The 22767-nt window shown below is 57.1% G+C and carries 22 protein-coding genes; 9 read left to right on the top strand and 13 right to left on the bottom strand.

The genetic code is table 11. The features are described from left to right. Position 1: 1 nt before the first annotated feature. Positions 2–673, bottom strand: a complete 672-nt coding sequence (locus C1N56_RS08465) for a gamma-glutamylcyclotransferase (RefSeq protein WP_021508695.1) — start codon at positions 671–673, stop codon at positions 2–4. A gap of 238 nt (positions 674–911) precedes the next feature. Then, a complete protein-coding gene (gene chaB / locus C1N56_RS08460) occupies positions 912–1142 on the bottom strand; it encodes a putative cation transport regulator ChaB (RefSeq protein WP_021313035.1) in 231 nt (76 codons plus the stop codon). A 369-nt stretch (positions 1143–1511) separates the two neighbouring features. Here chaB and chaA point away from each other — a divergent pair, with 369 nt between their 5' ends. Then, entirely contained in the window at positions 1512–2603 is a 1092-nt protein-coding gene (gene chaA / locus C1N56_RS08455) for a sodium-potassium/proton antiporter ChaA (RefSeq protein ID WP_021508693.1), read from the top strand. Positions 2604–2856: 253 nt separating this feature from the next. Here chaA and kdsA read toward each other — a convergent pair whose 3' ends face one another. From kdsA to hemA, 6 genes are read right to left on the bottom strand one after another with little or no spacing between them, the layout of a single operon-like run. Further along, a complete protein-coding gene (kdsA, locus tag C1N56_RS08450; RefSeq protein WP_021509944.1) occupies positions 2857–3711 on the bottom strand; it encodes a 3-deoxy-8-phosphooctulonate synthase in 855 nt (284 codons plus the stop codon). Between the two features lie 27 nt (positions 3712–3738). Further along, positions 3739–4548 (bottom strand): invasion regulator SirB1, encoded by an 810-nt coding sequence (gene sirB1 / locus C1N56_RS08445; RefSeq protein ID WP_021509943.1) that lies wholly within the window; start codon positions 4546–4548, stop codon positions 3739–3741. Continuing rightward, complete coding sequence (locus C1N56_RS08440; RefSeq protein ID WP_058757490.1) at positions 4545–4943, bottom strand: SirB2 family protein; 399 nt, start codon at positions 4941–4943, stop codon at positions 4545–4547. The genes sirB1 and C1N56_RS08440 overlap by 4 nt, the downstream gene beginning before the upstream one ends. Positions 4944–4952: 9 nt before the next feature. Then, on the bottom strand, positions 4953–5783 hold the full coding sequence (gene prmC / locus C1N56_RS08435) for a peptide chain release factor N(5)-glutamine methyltransferase (RefSeq protein ID WP_394517386.1): 831 nt from the start codon (positions 5781–5783) through the stop codon (positions 4953–4955). Beyond that, complete coding sequence (prfA, locus tag C1N56_RS08430) at positions 5783–6865, bottom strand: peptide chain release factor 1 (protein ID WP_021509940.1); 1083 nt, start codon at positions 6863–6865, stop codon at positions 5783–5785. The genes prmC and prfA overlap by 1 nt, the downstream gene beginning before the upstream one ends. Before the next feature lie 41 nt (positions 6866–6906). After that, on the bottom strand, positions 6907–8163 hold the full coding sequence (hemA, locus tag C1N56_RS08425) for a glutamyl-tRNA reductase (RefSeq protein ID WP_021509939.1): 1257 nt from the start codon (positions 8161–8163) through the stop codon (positions 6907–6909). 216 nt (positions 8164–8379) lie between these two features. Between hemA and lolB the strand changes: the two genes are divergently transcribed. The 4 genes from lolB to C1N56_RS08405 all read left to right on the top strand — a co-directional run bounded on the left by lolB (position 8380) and on the right by C1N56_RS08405 (position 12340). Beyond that, on the top strand, positions 8380–9006 hold the full coding sequence (gene lolB, locus C1N56_RS08420) for a lipoprotein insertase outer membrane protein LolB (RefSeq protein ID WP_058774564.1): 627 nt from the start codon (positions 8380–8382) through the stop codon (positions 9004–9006). Continuing rightward, positions 9003–9860, top strand: a complete 858-nt coding sequence (ispE, locus tag C1N56_RS08415) for a 4-(cytidine 5'-diphospho)-2-C-methyl-D-erythritol kinase (RefSeq protein WP_058774563.1) — start codon at positions 9003–9005, stop codon at positions 9858–9860. The genes lolB and ispE overlap by 4 nt, the downstream gene beginning before the upstream one ends. A gap of 137 nt (positions 9861–9997) precedes the next feature. After that, positions 9998–10945: a ribose-phosphate diphosphokinase gene (prs, locus tag C1N56_RS08410; RefSeq protein WP_006118899.1), complete on the top strand. Its 948-nt coding sequence runs from the start codon at positions 9998–10000 to the stop codon at positions 10943–10945. Positions 10946–11170: 225 nt separating this feature from the next. Further along, complete coding sequence (locus C1N56_RS08405; RefSeq protein WP_394517385.1) at positions 11171–12340, top strand: GGDEF domain-containing protein; 1170 nt, start codon at positions 11171–11173, stop codon at positions 12338–12340. Here C1N56_RS08405 and ychH read toward each other — a convergent pair. Next, positions 12337–12615 carry a stress-induced protein YchH gene (ychH, locus tag C1N56_RS08400; protein ID WP_021509933.1) on the bottom strand — a complete coding sequence of 93 codons (279 nt, stop codon included), beginning with the start codon at positions 12613–12615 and terminating at the stop codon, positions 12337–12339. The genes C1N56_RS08405 and ychH overlap by 4 nt on opposite strands. A 261-nt stretch (positions 12616–12876) precedes the next feature. Here ychH and pth point away from each other — a divergent pair, with 261 nt between their 5' ends. The 3 genes from pth to C1N56_RS08385 all read left to right on the top strand — a co-directional run bounded on the left by pth (position 12877) and on the right by C1N56_RS08385 (position 15676). Next, entirely contained in the window at positions 12877–13464 is a 588-nt protein-coding gene (gene pth, locus C1N56_RS08395) for an aminoacyl-tRNA hydrolase (RefSeq protein ID WP_394517384.1), read from the top strand. A 107-nt stretch (positions 13465–13571) separates the two neighbouring features. Further along, on the top strand, positions 13572–14663 hold the full coding sequence (gene ychF / locus C1N56_RS08390; RefSeq protein WP_021509931.1) for a redox-regulated ATPase YchF: 1092 nt from the start codon (positions 13572–13574) through the stop codon (positions 14661–14663). A 398-nt stretch (positions 14664–15061) separates the two neighbouring features. Beyond that, the gene (locus C1N56_RS08385) at positions 15062–15676 is read left to right on the top strand and encodes a Fic/DOC family protein (RefSeq protein ID WP_394517383.1); all 615 of its coding nucleotides are present in this window, start codon (positions 15062–15064) and stop codon (positions 15674–15676) included. A 427-nt stretch (positions 15677–16103) separates the two neighbouring features. On the opposite strand, the gene uxuR is transcribed toward C1N56_RS08385, so the two are convergent. The 4 genes from uxuR to uxuA all read right to left on the bottom strand — a co-directional run bounded on the left by uxuR (position 16104) and on the right by uxuA (position 21094). Next, entirely contained in the window at positions 16104–16880 is a 777-nt protein-coding gene (gene uxuR, locus C1N56_RS08380) for a Uxu operon transcriptional regulator (protein ID WP_031280188.1), read from the bottom strand. Positions 16881–16954: 74 nt separating this feature from the next. Beyond that, entirely contained in the window at positions 16955–18373 is a 1419-nt protein-coding gene (gene uxaC, locus C1N56_RS08375) for a glucuronate isomerase (RefSeq protein WP_058780684.1), read from the bottom strand. Continuing rightward, the gene (locus C1N56_RS08370; RefSeq protein WP_394517382.1) at positions 18370–19851 is read right to left on the bottom strand and encodes a fructuronate reductase; all 1482 of its coding nucleotides are present in this window, start codon (positions 19849–19851) and stop codon (positions 18370–18372) included. Before C1N56_RS08370 ends, uxaC begins: the two co-directional genes overlap by 4 nt. Positions 19852–19915: 64 nt before the next feature. Continuing rightward, positions 19916–21094, bottom strand: coding sequence for a mannonate dehydratase (uxuA, locus tag C1N56_RS08365; protein WP_264239888.1), 1179 nt, complete (start codon positions 21092–21094; stop codon positions 19916–19918). 363 nt (positions 21095–21457) lie between these two features. Here uxuA and C1N56_RS08360 point away from each other — a divergent pair, with 363 nt between their 5' ends. Next, positions 21458–22759, top strand: coding sequence for an MFS transporter (locus C1N56_RS08360; RefSeq protein WP_021509925.1), 1302 nt, complete (start codon positions 21458–21460; stop codon positions 22757–22759). Positions 22760–22767: the final 8 nt, after the last annotated feature.

The following is a 22767-nucleotide window of genomic DNA, read 5'->3' as shown; positions in this document are numbered from 1 at the left end:
GTTAGCCGCGCGCGGCGCTCTGCTGCAGCGCGCGCACTTCGGCCGCAAGGCGCGTTAACGCCTCTTCCTGCATGCCGCGTTTGCCCAGTTCCTGTTCCAGCGAGAAGAGATACTGCGCGTTGCTGCCGAGCGGACCGCTGGCCTGAGCGATCAGCGGAGCAATGGTGCTGCGGCAGGAGTCGGCTTCATACAGCGGATGACGCGGATCCATGATAAACACCAGCGCCGTAACCGTGCGGCCATCCTCCAGCGTCAGTTCACACCAGGTGGGCAGATAGCAGCCGGTGATCATTTCCCGTTTCCACAGCAGCTCAAGCTCTTCATGCAGGCGCGCTTCCGGCAGGCGAAACGCCAGACCGCTGGTAGAACCGCCCTCTTTCAGCGCCAGCATCCGTCCTGGTGCGGCCACGGTGCCGCGTCCGGCGGTCAGCCGCAGGCAAAAGGCACGATGCCAGCCCTCGAGCCGTCCGGTCGCCACCTCTTCCGCTTCAAAGACCGGGTTCCACATCAGGGAACCGTAGCCGAAGATCCATACCGGGCTTTGATCGGGACGACAGGCAAGCGTGGCGCAGAGCGACGCGGCGCGCTTCTCACAGCTCCACAGCAGCGCTTCGTCAATATCACCAAATGAAGTTTTGCAATCCGCTTTTAGTAAGAATTCCCGGGTTAACACTGCGATCTCCTCTACTGCGCTGACCTTCCTGTCGTTATAGCTCCCTGAATCTGCGATTTTACAGGCGGCGCCCGCGGCGTCGACTTAAGACAAGACAGTAATGCATTTGCCATAAACGTTTCAAGATTGACCCCGATCACAAAGGGGAAATTATCTGTAAATAGCATCGGCTGCCTGGCAGGATTCTTGAACGAAGCGCGGAGAAGTGTGAAGCGGGCCGCAGTGGCCCGCGCGGGAGCTAGTGTTTAGGATGCCACTTGTCGTCCTCGCCTTTGGCGTACTCTTTTTTGACCGCCGCCCAGGCGACTTTGTGTGCCACCTGCTCGCGCGATTCATCACCGCGACGATCGTCTTCATCTTTATACTGATCCCAGGCGCTGTTAAACGCCTTTTGGTAGATGGTTTGCGCATGGCCCGGCAGCACGTGGCGCACGCTGTCCGGCAGTTCCCGGTTCGATGAATAAGGCATAGTTCCTCCTGTTTCAGGTTCCCTGTATAAGTCTGGAAGAGAACGGCAAAAACGCAAACCTGCTATTTCATACTTCTGCCAGCAAAAAAGGCGGGTAGTGAGGATAAGGCCAGATGATTCAGTTCTGTTCTTCCTCCTTTCACGCAGGATAGATGAGAAACACGCACTATTAACCTGCTGATGAAAAGGGCTAATTTGCTGATTAACGCGAATTTCTCTTCGTTCAGAGAAAAATGACAAAAAGTAAAAACGCGTAAAAAATCTGCGTGAGCAGTGGTGAAAAGTTACACTGCGCTTCGTCAGATGAGTCACTATATTTATCAGGCAGCAATTGCCTGTTTTTGTTCTTTTTGCCGAAGAGGATGGCGCATGGCTGGACATGAGAAGACCCGACACAGCGAGTATTCGCTGATTTTCCCGATTCTGGCGCTGGCGGTGCTGAGCTTTTTTGGCGGCCAGACAGCGCTTCTGCCGGTAATCGGCATCAATCTGCTGGCGCTGGTGGCGATTTTAAGCAGCGCCTTCAGCGTAGTACGTCACGCCGACGTTCTGGCGCACCGGTTAGGTGAACCCTACGGCTCGCTGATCCTCAGCCTGTCCGTGGTAATTCTGGAAGTGAGCCTGATTTCGGCGCTGATGGCGACTGGCGATGCAGCGCCCGCGCTGATGCGCGATACGCTCTACTCCATCATCATGATCGTTACCGCCGGACTGGTGGGCTGTGCCCTGCTGCTTGGCGGACGTAAATTTGCCACCCAGTACGTTAACCTGGCTGGCGTGAAGCAGTACATGATCGCCATTTTCCCGCTGGCGATTCTGGTGCTGGTGTTTCCCAATGCCCTGCCCGGCGGCAATTTCACCACCGCGCAGGCGCTGATTATTGCGGCGATCTCTGCGGCGATGTACGGCGTGTTCCTGCTGATTCAGACCAAAACCCACCAGAGCCTGTTTGTTTACGAGCATGAAGACGAGAGCGATGATGGCGACCCGCATCACGGTAAGCCTTCCGCGCACAGCTCGCTGTGGCACACCGCGTGGCTGATTGTGCATCTGATTGCGGTGATCAGCGTGACCAAGATGAACGCCAACTCGCTGGAAATGCTGCTCACTGAAATGAACGCGCCGGAGCAGTTTACAGGTTTCCTCGTCGCGCTGCTGATTCTGTCGCCGGAAGGTCTGGGCGCAATCAAGGCGGTGCTGATGAATCAGGTGCAGCGCGCGATGAACCTGTTTTTCGGTTCGGTGCTGGCCACCATTTCATTGACGGTGCCGACGGTGACCATTATCGCCACCCTGACCGGTCAGCAATTGATTTTCGGCCTTGAGCCGCCGCATATGGTGGTGATGAGCGCGGTGCTGATTTTGTGCCACATCTCGTTCTCCACTGGCCGCACCAACGTGCTCAACGGCGCAGCGCATCTGGCCCTGTTTGCCGGCTATCTGCTGACGATTATGCTGTAACGTGGAATGAAGTGGTCGCCATAAATGGCGACCCTACAGCGCAGGGTGCGCATTAATGTGCATCAGGTGAAACGGTCGCCATAAATGGCGACCCAACAACGCTGGGCGTGCATTCATGTGCATCAGATGAACCGGTCGCCATGAGCGGCGACCGTACAATGTAGGGTGCGCATTTATGCGCACCTGGATAGAGATATCCTAACGGCTCAATGACGGGGGATGGTTTCAACGTCATCTTACTGATTAATAACAATCAGTTACTGGTATCCAGCTCCGGAAAACTTTTAACCAGATCGTCAATCGCTTTCATCTGCGCCAGGAACGGTTCCAGCTTATCGAGCGGCAGCGCGGACGGGCCGTCGCATTTGGCGCTATTCGGCTCCGGGTGCGCTTCGATGAACAGACCGGCGATGCCTACCGCCATGCCCGCACGCGCCAGTTCGGCAACCTGCGCACGACGACCGCCAGAGGCCGCGCCAAACGGATCGCGCGTCTGCAGCGCATGGGTGACGTCAAAAATCACCGGGCTGTTGTTAGTGACTTTCTTCATCACGTTGAAACCGAGCATATCAACCACCAGGTTGTCATACCCGAAGTTGCTGCCGCGATCGCACAGAATCACCTTGTCGTTGCCGCCTTCGGCAAACTTATCGACGATATTGCCCATCTGGCCCGGGCTGACGAACTGCGGCTTCTTCACGTTGATCACGGCACCGGTTTTCGCCATCGCTTCCACCAGGTCGGTCTGACGCGCCAGGAAGGCCGGCAGCTGAATCACATCCACCACGTCGGCGACCGGCTGCGCCTGCCAGCTTTCGTGCACGTCAGTGATAATTTTCACGCCGAACGCCTGCTTCAGCGCCTGGAAAATTTTCATGCCTTCGTCGAGGCCAGGGCCACGGTAAGACTTGATAGAAGAGCGGTTGGCTTTGTCAAAAGAGGCTTTGAACACATACGGAATGCCGAGCTTGTCGGTTACCTTCACGTAATGTTCGCAGATGCGCATGGCGAGATCCTGGGATTCCAGCACGTTCATGCCGCCGAAGAGAACAAATGGCAGATCGTTTGCGACCTTGATATCGCCGATACTCACTACTTTCTGTGTCATGCCCTTTCCTTAAATGTCGGGGGACGCTTAGTGCAGCGTCACCTGTTTCTGTTCAATTGCGTGGATCTGCACTTTAATCATCTCGCTGACCGGGTCTTCAGGACACTGTTCAACGAAATAGGTCAAATCGGTCAGTGCGATATGCTCGCACTCCAGCTGGGCGTAAATCAAACCGCGGTCGCGAATCTCATAGGGATCGTCCGGGTCGATTTGCAGCAGCACCTGGCTGACGTTGAGCGCCAGCTCCATCTGCTTCTCATCCATCAGCGCCGCTTTCAGCGTGTCGAGCATTTTGCGCATCACGCTGACGGTTTTTGCTTCGTCGAGGTCGTCAGAGTAGAGCTTTGCCGTCGGGCTGATGTTGCCCTTCAGCCACACTTCCAGCGTATGGGTGTCGAGCGTTTCACCGTTAAACGGATTGATCAGCCACATTTCACCGTCGAGCCAGTCGGCACGCAGAATAAGCTGCGTCGGGAAAATCACCGGCATCAGCGGCAGCTCTAGCTCATCCGCAATGTGCAGCAGAATCACGCCGAGTGATACCGCCGTTCCCTGCCGGCTCTTCAGCACTTTATCGATCCACAGCGCGTCTGACAGATTGTAGACGCCGCTGGCACCGCCAAAGCCCCACTGCTGGTAAAACAGATCGAGCAGCTTCTCCAGCTGCAGATCCGCATCCTGTTCGCTACTGACATAGCGCCGCGCCTCTTCAACCAGGTCAGCCAGCTGCTGCTGGACGGAAGGCGCGGAAAAATCATTGCGTATGGCGCAGGTCGCGCCAATCACCGCTTCACTTAACGGTGTTTCACTGTAATCAAGTTGCACTGGCGAGGTCATACTATCCCCAATAACGGCATTTTGGTCATCGCCAGTTTAATCACCAGTAATAATGCGACCACGGCGACTAAACAGGCGACCCAGCGGGTCGCCATGCTGCGCGGGCGACGACTCAATGCCACGGAACCTAAGGCGATGTAGATGATAACCGCTAACAGCTTCTCCGTCAGCCAGCTTCCTTGTGGGGTAAACGGATAAAAGTGGGTAATAAGCACCAGCAGTGCACCGCTGAGCAGCAGGAATGTATCGTTGATGTGCGGCGCAATGCGCACCCAGCGGCGCTGCAGCAGGGCAGATCCGGTGGTCAGCCAGTAAAAACGCAGCAGAAACAGTGTGATGGTGATCGCGACCGTCAGCAGATGGAAATTTTTAATCAGCGGATACCAGCTGGCCATAGTGCTTCCTTAAGTAAGTTGTCCAAGCGTGACGCGCGGATTGCCGCCGTAATCCTCAACGGTAGTAACCGCCTGAAAGCCATTACGGGTTAGCAGCGCGCGTACAGCCTCGCCCTGCTGCCAGCCGTGTTCCAGCAGCAGCCAACCCTGCGACTGCAACCAGTGCGGCGCGCGTTCAATGATTAATCGTAAATCGGCCAGCCCGGCCTCCTCCGCCACCAGCGCGCTGAGCGGCTCAAAACGCACGTCGCCCTGCTGCAGATGTTCATCGGCGGCATCAATGTAAGGCGGATTGCTGACAATCAGATCGAAACGTTGGGCGGGCAGATCGTCGAACCAGTGGCTGAGCACAAATCCGGCGTTGGTGAGGTGCAGGCGCTGGGCGTTGTCCTGCGCCAGCGCAACCGCAGCGGCGATGCGGTCGCAGCCGGTAATCTGACAATCTGGCCGCTCGCTGGCCAGCGCCAGCGCAATGGCGCCGGTGCCGGTACCGAGATCGAGCACCGCGGAGGGCGTCGCGGGCAGCCGCAGCAGCGCCTGCTCCACCAGCACTTCGGTATCCGGACGCGGAATCAGCGTGGCATCACTGACGCGCAGCGGCAGCGACCAGAACTCGCGTTCGCCCACCAGATGCGCAATCGGCTCACCGCGCACGCGGCGTGCCAGTAACGTCTCCAGCTGTGCCAGTTGCGCATCATCGAGCGGGCTGTCATCAAACGCTATCAACCAGCTGCGCGACTTGCCGGTGACAAAACCCAGCAGAATCTCCGCGTCGCGCTTCGGGCTATCGCCTCCGCACAACGCAGCCTGCGCCTGCTGCAGCCAGCGCCGGACGTTCATCACTCCTGCCCGGCCAGTGCGGCCAGCTGGTCAGCCTGATACTCCTGCACAATCGGCTCGATCAGCGTATCCAGCTTGCCTTCCATGGTTTCGTCGAGGCGGTAGAGCGTCAGGTTGATACGGTGATCGGTGACGCGCCCCTGCGGGAAGTTATAGGTACGGATTCGGTCGGAACGGTCGCCGCTGCCCAGCAGGTTACGCCGCGTTGAGGCTTCCGCCGCCTGGCGCTTCGCCATTTCCGCCGCGTGAATGCGTGCACCCAGCACCGCCAGCGCTTTGGCTTTGTTTTTGTGCTGCGAGCGCTCATCCTGGCACTCCACCACGATGCCGGTTGGCAGGTGGGTGATACGGATCGCCGAATCGGTGGTGTTAACGTGCTGACCGCCCGCGCCGGAAGAGCGGAAAGTGTCGATTTTCAGATCGCCCGGATTGATGTCCGGCAGCTCGGCTTCCGGCAGCTCCGGCATCACCGCCACGGTACAGGCGGAGGTGTGAATGCGCCCCTGCGATTCGGTTTCCGGCACGCGCTGCACGCGATGGCCGCCGGATTCAAACTTCATGCGGCCATAGGCGCCATCACCGGTAATACGCGCAATGACTTCTTTGTAGCCGCCATGCTCGCCGTCGTTGGCGCTCATGATCTCCACCTGCCAGCGGCGCGCTTCGGCATAGCGGCTGTACATGCGGAACAGATCGCCGGCGAAAATCGCCGCTTCGTCGCCACCGGTACCGGCACGCACTTCGATAAAGCACGGACGTTCATCGTCGGGATCTTTCGGCAGCAGCAGCACCTGAAGCTGCTGTTCCAGCACCTCGCGCTTTTCGCGCGATAGTTTCAACTCTTCCTGCGCCATGTCGCGCATTTCCGCATCATCGAGCAGCATTTCAGCCGTTTCGACATCTTCCTGCACCTGCTGCCATTCGCGGAAACAACGGGTGACGTCGCTCAGCTGGGCATATTCACGTGATAACGCGCGGAAACGGTCCTGATCGCCAATTACGCCGGCATCGCCCAGTAACGCTTCAACTTCTTCATGGCGTTCCTGCAGCGCTTCCAGCTTGGCAACAATCGAGCTCTTCATCTAATAGAGGGTATCCCAGTGATAGGTCGTGACAGACCAGATTACTCTAAACCGAGGCTGTCACGTAAGATCTGCAGGCGTTCGCTGTCGCCGTCGCGCGCGGCCTGCTGCAGTGATTTGGTTGGTGCATGAATTAAACGGTTGGTGAGCTTGTGTGCCAGCTCCTGCAAGACTTTTTCGGCATCAGCACCCTGACGCAACGCCGCCAGCGCGCGATCCTGCAGCTCGGCGCGCACGTCGTCGGCCTGCGCGCGGTATTCGCGGATGGTCTCACCGGCGCTTTGCGCGCGCAGCCAGGCCATGAATTCACCGCTCTCCTGCACCACAATGCTTTCCGCCTGCACCGCCGCCGCTTTGCGCTGCGCCATGTTCTGCTCGATAATCGCCTGCAGATCATCCACGCTGTACAGATAGGCGTTAGCCAGCTTACCCACTTCCGGCTCAACATCGCGCGGCACGGCGATATCCACCAGCAGCATAGGCTGATTGCGGCGCGCCTTCAGCGCCCGTTCCACCATGCCTTTGCCAATAATCGGCAGCGGACTGGCGGTGGAGGAGATAATGATATCGGCATCGGCCAGGCGGGTTTCGATATCGGCAAGGCCAATCACTTCGGCACCCACTTCGTCCGCCAGCAGCTGTGCGCGTTCACGCGTGCGGTTGGCGATCATCAGTTTGCGCACGCTGTGTTCGCGCAGGTGACGCGCCACCAGTTCGATGGTTTCACCGGCACCGACCAGCAGCACGTTAACGCTGCTGAGTGATTCGAAAATCTGACGGGCTAAGGAGCAGGCAGCAAAGGCAACCGAGACGGCGCTGGCGCCGATTTCGGTTTCGGTGCGCACACGCTTGGCCACCGAGAAGGTTTTCTGGAACATGCGTTCCAGCTCGCTGCTCAGCGCATGGTCGCGCGAGGAGTCAGCATGGGCTTTTTTGACCTGACCGAGAATCTGTGGCTCGCCCAGCACCAGCGAGTCGAGTCCGCTGGCCACGCGCATCAGGTGGCTGACCGCCGCATTATCCTGATGCCAGTACAGGCTGTTGCGCACGTCCTCTTCACGTAAGTCGTGATACTCGCACAACCAGCGCACCAGCTGCTCCTGCAGATCGGTCTGCTGCTCTACGCTGAGGTAGAGTTCCGTCCGGTTACAGGTAGAAAGCACCACCCCGCTCTGCACCATCGGCTGAGACAGCAAGCTGTTCAGCGCCTGGTCCAGCGTGTCTGGCGTGAACGAAACACGTTCACGCAGCGCAACAGGTGCGGTTTTGTGGTTGATTCCGAGAGCAAGCAGCGTCATGGTGATTCGGGTTGGGAAGTCCCAATAATTGTCAGGTTTTGTGCTGCGCATTCTACAAGATGCAACAGATCAAGAAAAGCCATACAAAGCCTATGACTGTAATAAGATTAAACTGATCGTGCGCAATTATCCTGACATCGCCATTGACGGCACAGAGACGGATGGTTAGCGTTACCGGTTACGACGTAAAAACGTGTCTGAGGAGACGACCACGTGATGCATTTGCCCCCGCGCCAGCTATTGCGCCTTTTGCCCCTTGCCAGCGTGTTGCTGGCTGCCTGTAGCATCAATAAACCCCAGCAAGGTCCCGGTCCCAGCACGACAGCGCCGCAGTGGCAGCAACACCAGCAGGCGGTAGCGAAAATTACCCAGTACCAGACGCGCGGCGCGTTTGCCTATCTGTCGGATAAGCAGAAGGTTTATGCCCGCTTCAACTGGCAGCAAACAGCCGCAGACCGCTACCGTCTGCTGCTGACTAACCCGCTCGGCAGCACGGAACTGCAGCTCGACGCGCAGGGTTCGGTGGTGCAGATTGTTGATAACAAAGGCAAACGCTACGTCAGCAACGACGCGGAGAAGATGATTTCCCAGCTCACCGGCATGGATATTCCGCTGGCGAACCTGCGTCAGTGGATGATGGGGCTGCCAGGCGACGCCAGCGACTACCAGCTGAACAACAATTATCAGCTGCAAAGCCTGACCTACAGCCGCAACGGCCAGCAGTGGAAGGTGAATATCAGCGATTACGACAGCAAGGTGAACCCGCCGCTGCCGGCCAACCTCGAACTGACCGAAGGCGGTCAGCGCATCAAACTGCGCATGGATAGCTGGACCACACAATGATCACCACCTGGCCCGCGCCGGCAAAGCTCAACCTGTTTCTCTACATTACCGGCCGTCGTGCAGACGGCTACCACAATTTGCAGACGCTGTTTCAGTTTCTCGACGTTGGCGACACCCTGGAGATTACCCCGGATAACAGCGGCAGTATCACCCTGCTGACGCCGCTCGACGGTGTGGCCGATGAAGACAACCTGATCGTGCGCGCGGCGCTGGCGCTGCGCGCCGCAGCGGCGGACAAAGGCACGCTGCCGCCGCAGGCCGGTGCCCGGATCGCGCTTGAGAAGCGCCTGCCGATGGGCGGTGGTCTGGGCGGTGGTTCGTCTGATGCAGCGACGGTGCTGGTGGCGCTGAACCATTTGTGGCGCACCCAGCTCAGCGTGGATGAGCTGGCTACGCTTGGCGTGCGTCTCGGTGCCGATGTACCGGTATTCGTGCGCGGCCACGCGGCGTTTGCGGAGGGGGTGGGCGAGCAATTGCAGCCCGCAAATCCTGCGGAAAAATGGTATCTGGTGGCGCATCCTGGCGTCAGCATCGCCACCCCGGATCTGTTTCGCGATCCTGAACTGACGCGCGATTCACCAATACGCACATTAGATGAACTGTTGCAGCGTCCTTTTCACAATGATTGTGAAGCGGTAGCAAGAAAACGTTTTCGTGAGGTTGATGCGCTGCTTTCCTGGCTGCTAGAATACGCGCCGTCGCGCCTGACAGGGACCGGCGCTTGTGTGTTTGCTGAATTTGACACCGAGTCCGCTGCTCGTCAGGTGCTGGAGCTTGCCCCGAAATGGATGTGCGGATTTGTGGCGCGTGGGCTTAATCTCTCGCCGTTACAGCGTACCCTTTCCGGGCTCTAAGCGTAAACGTGACAGTGTCACCCTGTTCCAGACACTGCACGTGACGCATTAACACACCCGTATGAACAGGCTCAAATGTATTCGCCGGTTATTTTTGAGCGGTTCATTCTCTGGACGCCAAGCCTGAGGTTCTTCTCGTGCCTGATATGAAGCTATTTGCTGGTAACGCCACCCCGGAACTAGCACAACGTATTGCCAACCGCCTTTACACCAGCCTTGGAGACGCCGCTGTCGGCCGTTTCAGCGATGGCGAAGTAAGTGTACAGATTAATGAAAATGTACGCGGTGGTGATATTTTCATCATCCAGTCCACCTGTGCCCCCACCAATGATAACTTGATGGAGCTGGTTGTGATGGTCGACGCACTGCGTCGGGCTTCTGCTGGTCGTATTACTGCTGTAATCCCTTACTTTGGCTATGCCCGTCAGGACCGCCGCGTGCGTTCTGCCCGCGTGCCAATTACCGCCAAAGTTGTGGCTGATTTCCTCTCCAGCGTCGGCGTGGACCGTGTACTGACGGTTGACCTGCACGCTGAACAGATCCAGGGCTTCTTTGATGTCCCGGTGGATAACGTGTTCGGTAGCCCGATTCTGCTGGAAGATATGCTGCAGATTGGTCTGGAAAACCCGATTGTGGTTTCTCCGGACATCGGTGGCGTGGTGCGCGCTCGCGCTATCGCCAAACTGCTCAACGACACCGACATGGCCATCATCGACAAACGTCGCCCGCGTGCGAACGTGTCGCAGGTGATGCACATCATCGGTGACGTTGCTGGTCGTGACTGCGTACTGGTCGACGATATGATCGACACCGGCGGTACGCTGTGCAAAGCGGCTGAAGCACTGAAAGAGCGCGGCGCGAAACGCGTGTTCGCTTACGCCACCCACCCAATCTTCTCTGGCAACGCGGTGGAAAATCTGCGCAAATCAGTGATTGATCAGGTGATTGTTTGCGACACTATTCCGCTGTCGGAAGAGATGAAGTCGCTGCCAAATGTGCGTACACTGACGCTGTCTGGCATGCTGGCCGAAGCCATTCGTCGTATCAGCAACGAAGAATCGATTTCGGCGATGTTCGAACATTAATTGTTCGCGAAAAACCGGGCACCCTGCCCGGTTTTTTATTGCCTGAGCGCGGAGTAATATCCCGATAAAGCCGCTTCCGCTGCCACTATTTGCGCGATAAATGGCCTCAAAATCCGCCAATCTCCCCGCCTTCCACTCTTTTTATCAGACAAGCGCATCCGGGCTTTAGCGGTCCAGTGATTAGTGATATTTTTCACCACACTTTTGCTAAGAACTCCGACCACCATGCCACTCGACATTTATACGTTGTTTATTTGCGAGCTCTACGTGCTGGGGTTTCTGAGCATTATTTTGATTTTTGCCTGGGTCGGGGCGCAGTACGACCGGGTGCTGGGTTTTACCACGCTGACGCTAATACTGACGCTTGCCGCCGTGCTGCTCAGCAGCCTGCGCAGCGCCGGTTTGCACTTTTTGCCGGTGGCGGTCGGGAATGTCATCATGCTGCTGGCTTACGGCACCCTGCTCAACGCCTTTCGTACTTTTTGCCGCTTTCCGCTTGGTTTTTGCTGGATCACTGGTGCGCTACTGTGGGCCCTGCTTTGTGCCTTTCCGCAGTTCTATCACGGCCAGCCGAAACGCGTGCTGGTCATGTGCCTGCTGTGCATCATCTTTACCGCCGCGCTGATTCGTCTGCTGTGGCAGGCACGCGCCACGCTGACCGTCACTTTCTGGCCCGCGCAGATACTGCTGTGGATCCACTTACTGTTCCATCTGGCGCGCATTTTCCTTGACGATGCGGTAGCCACCCCCGTACCGGGCGCCATTGGCGGGTCCGGCTTTTCGGTGTATGTGATTCTGGAGTCGATCCTCTTCGTCATCGGCCTGACATTCACTATCCTGGCGATGGTCAATGAGCGTACGCAGATCGCCCATAAGCTGGCGTCGCTGCACGATCCGCTTACCGGCGTCTGGAACCGGCGCGCACTGTTTGAAGCCGCAGAAAAACTGCTGCTGCGCCACGCACGTTTGCCGCAGCCTTATATTTACAGTGCTGTGCTATTCGACCTAGATCATTTCAAAAGCATCAACGATCGCTATGGCCATCAGCAGGGGGATCGGGTGCTGGTGGATTTTTGTCAGGTGGTAAAAGCGTTAATGCCGGTTGAGGGTCAGTTTGCCCGGCTGGGCGGTGAGGAGTTTGCCGCGTTGCTTCCTGGCGACAGTGAGCAGGCGCAGCGCATATGTGAGCGTATCCGGCTGGCGACACAGCTGTCGCTACCCAACGACATCGGTTATACGGTGAGCATTGGCTTTGCCACTGCCAGCCAGCGGCATCAGGCGTTTCCCGACCTGCTGGCGCTGGCTGATGAAGCCTTGTATCGCGCTAAAGCCGCCGGACGTAACCGCGTCGAAGGTTATCAGACGCCGCAGGCGGCAATGGCGGAAGCCGGTTAGTGCGTTGAGTGGTGATCGCGACGGCAGCGTTTGTCACCGTAGTGACGCAGCCAGTAATAGCGGTCTTCCACCCTCTCCCGTCCGCTGACGCGTGCGCCGACCAGCCACAGTAGCGCACCCACAAAAATACTGAACATCGCTCCATGCGCGAGGAACTGTGGCAGGTTGACCGACGGTAGCTGGTTAATGATGGAATAACCCACCCCTAGCACCATGGTTAACAAGCCGAGACACATCAAACCATTACCGACAGTGCGGCAGTGTTGACGTTTCATGATTTACCTCCATCCTTTTCAGCAACGCAGAAAACAGCACGTTTGGTTAACTGGCCATAAGTTTAGGCAATGGCTGGCGGTTAAGATGCGTACAGGATCACACATCCTTCACAATGTCTGACAAAACTTTACCGCCAGCGCCTTGATTTCGATAGAAATTGATTAGTCACCTTAGGTCATTAATCTGTCATTGCGCCCTTTGTCATCCCTGCCGGCAGGCAGTAAACTATCGCCCTTTCGCAGCGAGACAGGATAAACATCGTGAGCAGCATTAAACTGATTGTGGGGCTGGCCAATCCCGGCGCTGAATACGCGGCAACGCGCCATAACGCTGGCGCCTGGTATGTGGATTTACTTTGCTCGCGCCATAATCAGTCCCTCAAAGAGGAGCCGAAATTTTTCGGCTACACCGCGCGCCTGTCGCTGGCCGGCGAGGATGTGCGCCTGCTGGTGCCCACCACCTTTATGAACCTGAGCGGCAAAGCGGTGGCGGCGATGGCAACGTTCTATCGCATTACGCCGGAAGAGATTCTGGTGGCACACGATGAAATGGACCTGCCGCCAGGCGTGGCTAAATTCAAACAGGGCGGCGGCCATGGCGGTCATAACGGCCTGAAAGACATCATCAGCAAGCTCGGTAATAACAACAATTTTCATCGCCTGCGCGTCGGTATCGGCCATCCGGGCGATCGTAACAAGGTCACCGGATTTGTGCTCGGCAAGGCACCGGCCAGCGAGCAGAAACTGATTGACGAGGCGATCGACGAAGCGGTGCGCTGCACCGAGCTGTGGCTGAAAGAGGACAAGATCAAGGCGATGAACCGCCTGCACGCCTTCAAAGCCAGCTAAGCCAATTCCCGCGCCGCCGCAGGGAATTCTGTGTATAATGCGCGAAAATTTTTGAATCAGTCGGCGCTGTCTGCCAGCGCTGCACACTCAGTGAGAAAGGTAAGATCATGGGATTTAAATGCGGTATTGTGGGCCTGCCGAACGTCGGTAAATCCACCCTGTTCAACGCGCTGACCAAAGCGGGTATCGAAGCAGCCAACTTTCCGTTCTGCACCATCGAACCCAACACCGGCGTTGTGCCGATGCCTGACCTGCGCCTCGATCAGCTGAGCGAAATTGTTAAGCCACAGCGCGTGGTGCCAACCACCATGGAGTTCGTGGACATCGCCGGTCTGGTAAAAGGTGCGTCGAAAGGTGAAGGCCTGGGCAACCAGTTCCTGACCAACATCCGCGAAACTGAAGCCATCGGCCACGTAGTGCGCTGCTTTGAAAACGACAACATCATCCACGTCTCCGGTAAAGTAAACCCGGCAGAAGATATTGATGTCATCAACACCGAGCTGGCGCTGTCGGATCTCGACACCTGCGAACGTGCCATACAGCGCTGCCAGAAGAAAGCCAAAGGCGGCGACAAAGATGCTAAAGCCGAACTGGCCGCGCTGGAGAAGTGCCTGCCGCATCTGGAAAACGCCGGTATGCTGCGCTCGCTGGCGCTGGACGCCGATGAGAAAGCGGCGATCCGTTATCTCAGCTTCCTGACGCTGAAGCCGACCATGTACATCGCCAACGTCAATGAAGACGGTTTCGAGAACAACCCGTATCTCGACCAGGTGCGCGCGATTGCTGAAGCCGAAGGCTCAGTGGTGGTGCCGGTCTGTGCGGCAGTGGAATCGGATATCGCCGAGCTGGAAGATGAAGAGCGCGACGAATTCATGGCCGAACTGGGCCTGGAAGAGCCGGGCCTCAACCGCGTGATCCGCGCTGGTTACGCCCTGCTCAACCTGCAGACTTACTTCACCGCAGGCGTGAAAGAAGTGCGTGCCTGGACCATCCCGGTTGGCGCCACCGCACCGCAGGCAGCCGGTAAAATCCACACCGACTTCGAGAAAGGCTTTATCCGTGCTCAGACTATCGCCTTCGAAGATTTCATCACATACAAAGGTGAACAGGGCGCGAAAGAAGCCGGCAAAATGCGTTCAGAAGGTAAAGAGTACATCGTGAAAGATGGCGATGTGATGAACTTCCTGTTTAACGTTTAAATAAAATGTGCCGTCTCATGAGGTTTCACCGAGCCTCATAGAGAGCGCAATAACTATAAAATCCACGCAATTGCGTGGATTTTTTATTACATGCTTTTTACGGGCGGGGATAAATTGCCAGCGCCAGTCACATCGCACTCTTTACGGCGGCTGGTCAAAATCTCGGCTGCAGCGCTACTTATAGCTCCCCTTACCGAACCACATTACCTGTTTGATCGAAACGGGCAACCGGGCTGATGCTATTGAGGTACAGCCTGGCTGCAACCAACGGTACTCCCTGGATATACAGCAATTTAACTTATCCTGATGAACGAAAGGTTTCGAGGCAGGATTGGCTGATAAACCTGATGGACCTAAATATACTTACGCTTCGTTTGTCATTATTACAGAGCGCACTCATGAGCCGATACCATGTTACTGGCAGTGAAGGTAAGTTTGAAAAAGACTCAGGCGAGCAGGTCATGGCCAATAAGCTGGGGCTCACCGATTCCACTGAGATGAACGAGGCAGAACTTGTTCTGTTAGAACAACTCTACCAGTCAGTTTTTGAAGAAAACTTTCCCGAAGGGAAACTTAACGTCGCGCTACTAAAAAGCTGGCATCGCCGCTGGCTGGGTAACATCTACGAATGGGCTGGACAAGAGAGAACGGTCAATATTAGCAAGAGTGGTTTTATGTTTGCGCCTTCAGCACAATTGCCAAAACTGCTGAACGAATACAACAAGTATCTTGCGCATTACACGCCCTGTAACGTCATGGAAGAAGAAGAACTCATCATTGCTATCGCCGTTACCCATGTCGAGCTGATACTTATACATCCCTTCAGAGAAGGAAACGGACGTTTGTCGCGGCTGTTAGCGGATGTCATGGCGGTTCAGGGAGGATACAAACCGCTGGATTATCAAAGCTGGGAGCAGAATAAAACCCAGTATATTTCGGCTATTCATGCTGGTATGTCAATGGACTACGCGCCAATGAAATACTGGGTCAGTCGGGCACTGAGAAGACACTAAGCCAGTCGAAGATGCGCGAATTTTTTGCGCGCGGCTTCAAGTGAGGCCTCGACGCTAGCTGAGGACTGGCCGGTTTCAACAGCCGTTGACGTTGCTACTGAACGAATGATATCGGAGCGAGAAGGTTTAGCATAACCTGAGTGCGCTTTTTTTCTGTTGTTGGTCATTAAGCCCTCTCTACATCAGTGCAGTTGCGTAAGACACCATAGCCTCAAGAGTATATCAAAGCTTTGAACCAACATCACGTTCCCTTCTGGCTCGGCAAGCTGATGTCCCATCAGGCTTCAAACAATCTCATGAGCCCGGTAAATAAACCCCACGCAAGGCGATGAATCGCGCCGCTACGGCTATTGTGCGAATTGCGGTTTCATTGACTGAATGGCAGCAACGCGGCCGCGCGAATGATTACTGAAGCAGCTACGCCAGGCTAATTATCCGATCCGTTAGTGGCATACAGCGGCCATGACTCAAACAGGTAGCCGTCGAAATCAATGTCGTCCACATCGGAGAACTCCAGCAGCAGCTGCTTGACGTTTTCCAGGTGCTGCCACATCGCCTGTTTCGCGGCGCGGGCGTCTTTCTTGATTAAGGCGGCGAGGATCTTTTTATGATCGTCGAGCCACTTTTTGCGGTAGTTGGTGTTGATCAGATGCCGGTGCAGCTGGCTCCACATCACATTGTCTTCACGCCACTGCCAGGATTGTTTGAACAGCTCCACCAGCATGCTGTTATGCGTGGCTTCGGCAATCGCCAGATGGAAATTACGATCCCCGTTTTCGCTGTCGTTCACTGCGCCTGACGCCAGTTCGCGCTCTTCCAGCGCCAGCGCCTGGCGCATTTTGATGATGTCCTCGCGCGTCGCCTGTAACGCAGCGAATTCGGCGATATTACTTTCCAGCAGCTGGCGGGCCTGTAGCATCTCAAACGGACCGGCCGCATTGCAGGCGGTTTGCGCAGCGGCACGCGGTGCCGGCGTGTCGTTGATCACATAAATGCCTGCGCCACGCCGCACTTCAATCAACCCTTCCAGCTCCAGCATAATCAGCGCCTCACGCACCAGCGTGCGCGTGACGTTCAGCAGCATCGCCAGTTCACGTTCCGGCGGCAAGCGCTCACCAATCGCGTACTGTTTCTGCGTAATCATGTTGCGAAGCATCTCGCCCACTTCCTGATAGGGTCGCTGTGCTGAAGCTTGTGGTTTCATAACGCTCTTTTCTGCTGGTTCAGACATTAGGCCGCCAAATTTTCTACCCTGCACTATAACACAGGGCGTGATTTTCACCGTGGGTTAAGGGTGAAGTAGCGTCGGGCGTTATGGAAGCAGATATCCTGCAACATCGCGCCCAGCGCAGCTTCATCGTGCGGCACAATACCGTCACGCACCCACTCGCCAAACAGGTTGCACAGAATGCGGCGGAAGTATTCGTGCCGCGTATAAGAGAGAAAACTGCGCGAATCGGTCAGCATGCCAACGAACTGGCTTAGCAGCCCCATCTGCGCCAGCTGCTCCAGTTGCCGCAGCATGCCGTCACGCTGATCGTTGAACCACCAGCCAGAGCCGAACTGCATCTTGCCCGCCATCCCTGCGCCCTGAAAGTTACCCGCCATGGTAGCCAGCACTTCGTTGTCACGCGGATTGAGGCAGTAAAGAATGGTTTTTGGCAGCTGGTCATTGGTGTCCATCGCGTCCAGCAGGCGCGCCAGCGGCCAGGCAACAGGATGGTCGCCGATGGAGTCGAAACCGCTGTCCGGGCCGAGCTGACGGAACATGCGCGTGCTGTTATTGCGGATCGCACCGATATGTAACTGCATCGCCCAGCCACGGCGGGCATACTCCGCGCCCAGCCACACCAGCACAGCGGTACTGAACTGCGCAATCTCCAGCTCGCTCAGCGCCGCATTGCTGCGGCGTCTGGCGAGAATGCCATCCAGCACGCTGTCGGCTGGCACCGCAGCATAGCGCAGCGTTTCAATGCCGTGGTCGGCGGCACGGCAGCCATGGGCGGAAAAGTGGTCCAGTCGGCGCAGTAACGCCACACGCAGCGCATCAAAGCTGTCGATACTGACATCTGCGGCGGCTTCCAGCCGGGTCAGGTAATCGGTGAATCCTTCCAGTTCAATCTTGAACACCCGGTCCGGACGCCAGCTCGGTGCCACCTCAATATCAAAGCTGCTGTCTTCAGCTATCTGACGATGGTACTGCAGGGAGTCGATCGGATCGTCAGTGGTGCCCACCATACGCACGTTCATCTGGCGCATGATGCCGCGCGCGGAAAATTCAGGCGTGGCCAGCTTCTCCGCACACTCATGCCAGATGCGTGGTGCGGTTTCTGGTCCAAACAGCGTGTCTGTGATACCAAACGGCCGGCGCAGCTCCAGATGCGTCCAGTGATAGAGCGGATTGCCGAGCGTTTTTGGCACGGTCTGCGCCCAGGCGAGATATTTATCGTAATCGCTGGTGGTGTTACCGGTGATCAGTGATTCCTCTACGCCCGCCGCGCGCAGTGCGCGCCATTTGTAGTGATCGCCCTCAAGCCAGATTTGCCCGAGGTTGGCAAACTGCCGGTCTTCTGCAATCTCCTGCGGATTGAGGTGGCAGTGGTAATCATAGATCGGCATCTGCGCCGCCACGTCGTGATACAGGCGACGCGCCACCTCGCTGTGCAACAGAAAATCGTCATCCATAAAACGCTTCATTTGGCCTCCGGATTGAGGGATGCAACCGCGGCTCTGGCACCCTGCTGGCACAGGCGGTCATAGGTGTGTTGCAGGGCGGCAACAAAGGCCGGATTGGCGGGTAAGTCGTCCGCGAAGATCTCGTTAATGCCCAGCAGCGCCTGCACGCGCGCGGGACCTGAAGGGAACTGCTGATTAATCCGCTCAAACTTAGCCACCAGCGGATCAGCCACCGGGTAGCGCTCGCCCTTTTCGTCTTCGCCGAGGATATATCGCATCCAGCCCGCGATGCCGAGCAGCAGATGCCGGCAGTCACTGCCGTGGTGCAGATGATAGCGCAGCGAATCCAGCATGCGCTGTGGAAGTTTCTGACTGCCATCGCTGGCAATTTGCGCCGTGCGATGGCGCAGCGACGGATTACTGAAGCGCTCAAGCAGTTGATGCGCATACGCGTTCAGATCGCTGCCTGCCGGCATCGTCAGCGTGGCACGCTGTTCAGTCAGCATCAGCGACAGCGCGGCCTGACGGTAAGCGGGCAGCTGCATGGTATCAGCGATAGTTTCACAACTGCCGAGGTAGCCGAGATACGCCAGAAACGAGTGCGTACCATTCAGCAGACGCAGTTTCATCAACTCGTAAGGGGCGACATCCGGAACAAATTGCGCACCAACGCGCTGCCAGTCGGGACGTCCCGCCACGAAGTTATCTTCGATCACCCACTGACGAAACGGTTCGCAGGCGACACCACAGGGATCGGCGATGCCCAGCAGCCCGGTAATCTCGCGCTGCGTCTCTTCCGTCACGGCCGGCACGATGCGGTCAACCATGGTGCAGGGAAATGTAACCTGTTGGTCAATCCATGCCGCCAGCGCCGCATCCTGCCGTTGTGCCAGACTGATGACCGCAGCCCGCGCGACGTGGCCGTTATCACGCAGATTGTCGCATGACAGCACGGTAAAAGGCGCTAACCCGGCTTCACGCCGCAAGCGCAGCGCCTCAACGATAAAGCCAATGGCGGATTTCGGCTGCCGCGGATGGGCCAGATCGTGCACGATCAGCGGATGAGTACTGTCCAGTTCGCCGGTTGCGCCATGAGTGCAATAGCCTTTTTCGGTTACCGTCAGCGAGACGATGGCGGTTTCCGCGCGGGCAAGCGCGTTGAGAATGCCGTCACAACCGTCCAGCGCCGGGTGCAGCGCGGAGTGTACGGAACCAATGATTTTGACGTCATGACGCGTCGCGCCTTGCTCGGTGACGCTGTAGAGCAAATTCTGCGCGCGCAATTGTTCCACCAGCTGTCTGCCGCTGGCCGACATCAGGTTGACCTCGCAAATGCCCCAGTCGCTGTCGCTCATCTCGAGCAGATGGTGCTGATAGAGCGCCTGATGCGCGCGATGAAACGCACCGCAGCCGATGTGCACGATGCGCGGCACCAGCCGCTGCTGCTGCCATGCGGGCCGCGCCACCTTAATGCTGGCGTCGGCAAGGTTGTGTTGCATGTGAACTCCTCAGTGTCCGGCGCGACTGCGCGTCCGCCGGGCAAGCGGTACAGGGCGACCGGCGTCAGAAAAAGGCGCGGTGTATCGCCAGCTCAACGCCACGAATCTCAGCCAGACCTTTCAGCCGGCCAATCGCGGAATAACCCGGGTTAGTTTTCTTATGCAGATCGTCCAGCATCTGATGCCCGTGGTCGGGCCGCATCGGGATCAGGTCTTCCTGCCCCGCATTACGACGGCGCTGCTCCTCTTCGGCAATCGCTTTGATCACCGCAAACATATCGACATCGCCGCCAAGGTGCGCGGCTTCGTGAAAGGTTTTGGGGTTGGCTTCACGCCGGGTTGAGCGCAGATGGGCAAAATAGATGCGCGGCCCAAAACGTTTCACCATGCCGGCTAAATCATTTTCCGCCAGTACGCCGTAGGAGCCGGTACACATCGTGAAGCCGTTGGCCGGGCTGTCGATGGTGTCGATCATCCACTGCAGGTCGTCGGCATTGGAAACGATACGCGGCAGGCCGAGGATCGGGCGCGGCGGATCGTCAGGATGTACCGCCATGCGAATACCGACCTCTTCAGCGACCGGGATAATGCCGCGCAAGAACGTGGCAAAGTGCTCGCGCAGCCGGGCTTTGTCGATGCCGTCATAGCGCGCCAGCTGAGCACGGAACTGCGCCAGCGTATAGCCCTCTTCCGCGCCGGGTAATCCGGCGATGATGTTACGCGTCAGCCGCAGCTTGTGCTCTTCGCTCATGCTGGCGAAGCGCGCAGCAGCCTGGGCTATCTCGTCAGCGCTGTAATCATTTTCTGCGCCCTGACGCTGCAGGATATGCAGCTCAAATACCGCAAATTCAATCTGATCGAAGCGCAGCGCTTTCGCGCCATCCGGCAGCTCGAACGCCAGATCGGTGCGCGTCCAGTCCAGAATCGGCATGAAGTTGTAGCATACGGTGTGGATGCCGCACTGCGCCAGATTGCGCAGCGACTGCTGATAGTTGCTGATCCACTTTTGGCACTCCCCGCTGCCGGTTTTGATCTCCTCATGGATCGGCACACTCTCCACCACCGACCAGACCAGCCCGGCCGCCTCAATCATCGCTTTGCGCTGCAAAATCTCCTCAACCGGCCACACCTCGCCGTTAGGGATGTGATGCAGGGCAGTCACAATGCCGGTAGCGCCCGCCTGTCGGGCATCGGCGAGTGAAACGGGATCGTCAGGGCCATACCAGCGCCAGGTCTGCTTCATGTCGTTCTCTCCTGCGGGCCTGAGCATCATCCTCAAAGCCCTTCCATTTTGGTTGACCAATTTTACAAGCGAAGCGCTTTATGAGTCATAAAAAGCGCCTGCGCAGCGTCAAATTCGGCTTTTCACCGGCGGAAGTCAACCTGATAAATGATTTTGGTTAACCAGATCACAAATACCGCATCAGGCTGGCGACCACCTGGCCTAACTGTGGTTCACTCCCGGCGGATAGTTAAAACAGGACGCATCACGCCACGCCCGGCAATCAAGGGCCAGGGTTATGCGCTGGCCGGTATGGACTCCACCTCCGGCCAGGCAGTCACAGACGTTGCTCACACATGCTGTTAATAATGAATGGAGAATCCGATGAACCGCAGTTTGAACCCAGGGATTGCCGCAACCGGCACGAAACGCGTCATCCGTCATCTGCGCTGGTGGGTGCTGGTGCTGTTTCTCGCCGGTGTCACCGTCAACTACATTACCCGTAACTCGTTAGGCATTCTGGCCCCCGAGCTGAAAACCAGTCTCGGCATCACCACAGAACAATATTCATGGATAGTCGGCGCTTTTCAGCTGGCTTATACCTTCTTTCAACCAATCTGCGGCTGGCTGATTGACGTCATTGGCCTCAAACTCGGCTTCTTCATCTGCGCCACCATCTGGGCGCTGGCCTGTCTGTTCCATGCCGGCGCCGCCAGCTGGTTGCACCTGGCCATCTTGCGCTTTGTCATGGGCGGAGCTGAAGCGGCCGCCACGCCAGCTAACGCCAAAGTGATTGGTGAATGGTTCCCGAAAAAAGAGCGTCCGATTGCGGCCGGCTGGGCCGGCGTCGGCTTCTCGATTGGCGCTATGCTGGCACCTCCCATCATCTACTTTGCCCACGCCTCGTTCGGCTGGCAGGGCGCATTCCTGTTTACCGGCTGTCTGGCTCTGGGCTGGGTGGTGCTGTGGTGGCTGTTGTATCGCGATCCGGAACGTAACCCGAATCTCAGCAGCGATGAGCTGGCCTTTATTCGTCAGGATAATGAGCCACCGGCGGTCAAACTGCCCTTTTTCAAAGCCCTGAAAACCGTCTCCAGAAACAAGCGTTTTTACGGTATCGCCATTCCCGCTTTTATGGCTGAACCGGCATGGGGCGTGTTGAGTTTCTGGGTGCCGCTCTATCTGGCAAAAGACCTGGGAATGGACCTGAAACAGATTGCCATGTTCGCCTGGCTGCCGTTCCTCGCGGCGGATCTCGGCAGTGCAGCCAGCGGCTACCTGACGCGCATCTATACCCGGCTGTTTGGCTTCAGGCAGGTGAATTCCGTTGTCGCCAGCTCGGTCACCGGCGCCTTTCTGATGCTGTCGCTGGCGCTGGTGGCGATGACCAAAGACCCCTATGTCGCGATTGCTCTGATCTCGATTGGCGGTTTTGGTCATCAGATCATCTCCTGCATGTTGAGTGCGCTGGTGGTGGAAAAATTTGATAAGGGCCAGATGGCCACGGTGAATGGCATGCGCGGCTCGTTTGCCTGGATCTCCAGCTTCCTGTTTTCGCTGGTGATTGGCGTGACGGCTGACAAAATCGGCTTTAACCCGCTGTTTGTCGCCATGGGCTTCTTTGACCTGATCGGTGCAGTCTTCCTGATTGCGTTTATTGCTGAGCGTCGTTCAGCGACCCAATGAAGTAGGTA

Source organism: Pantoea sp. SGAir0175, from assembly GCF_043547855.1.
This window is presented reverse-complemented; position numbering and strand designations above follow the sequence as displayed.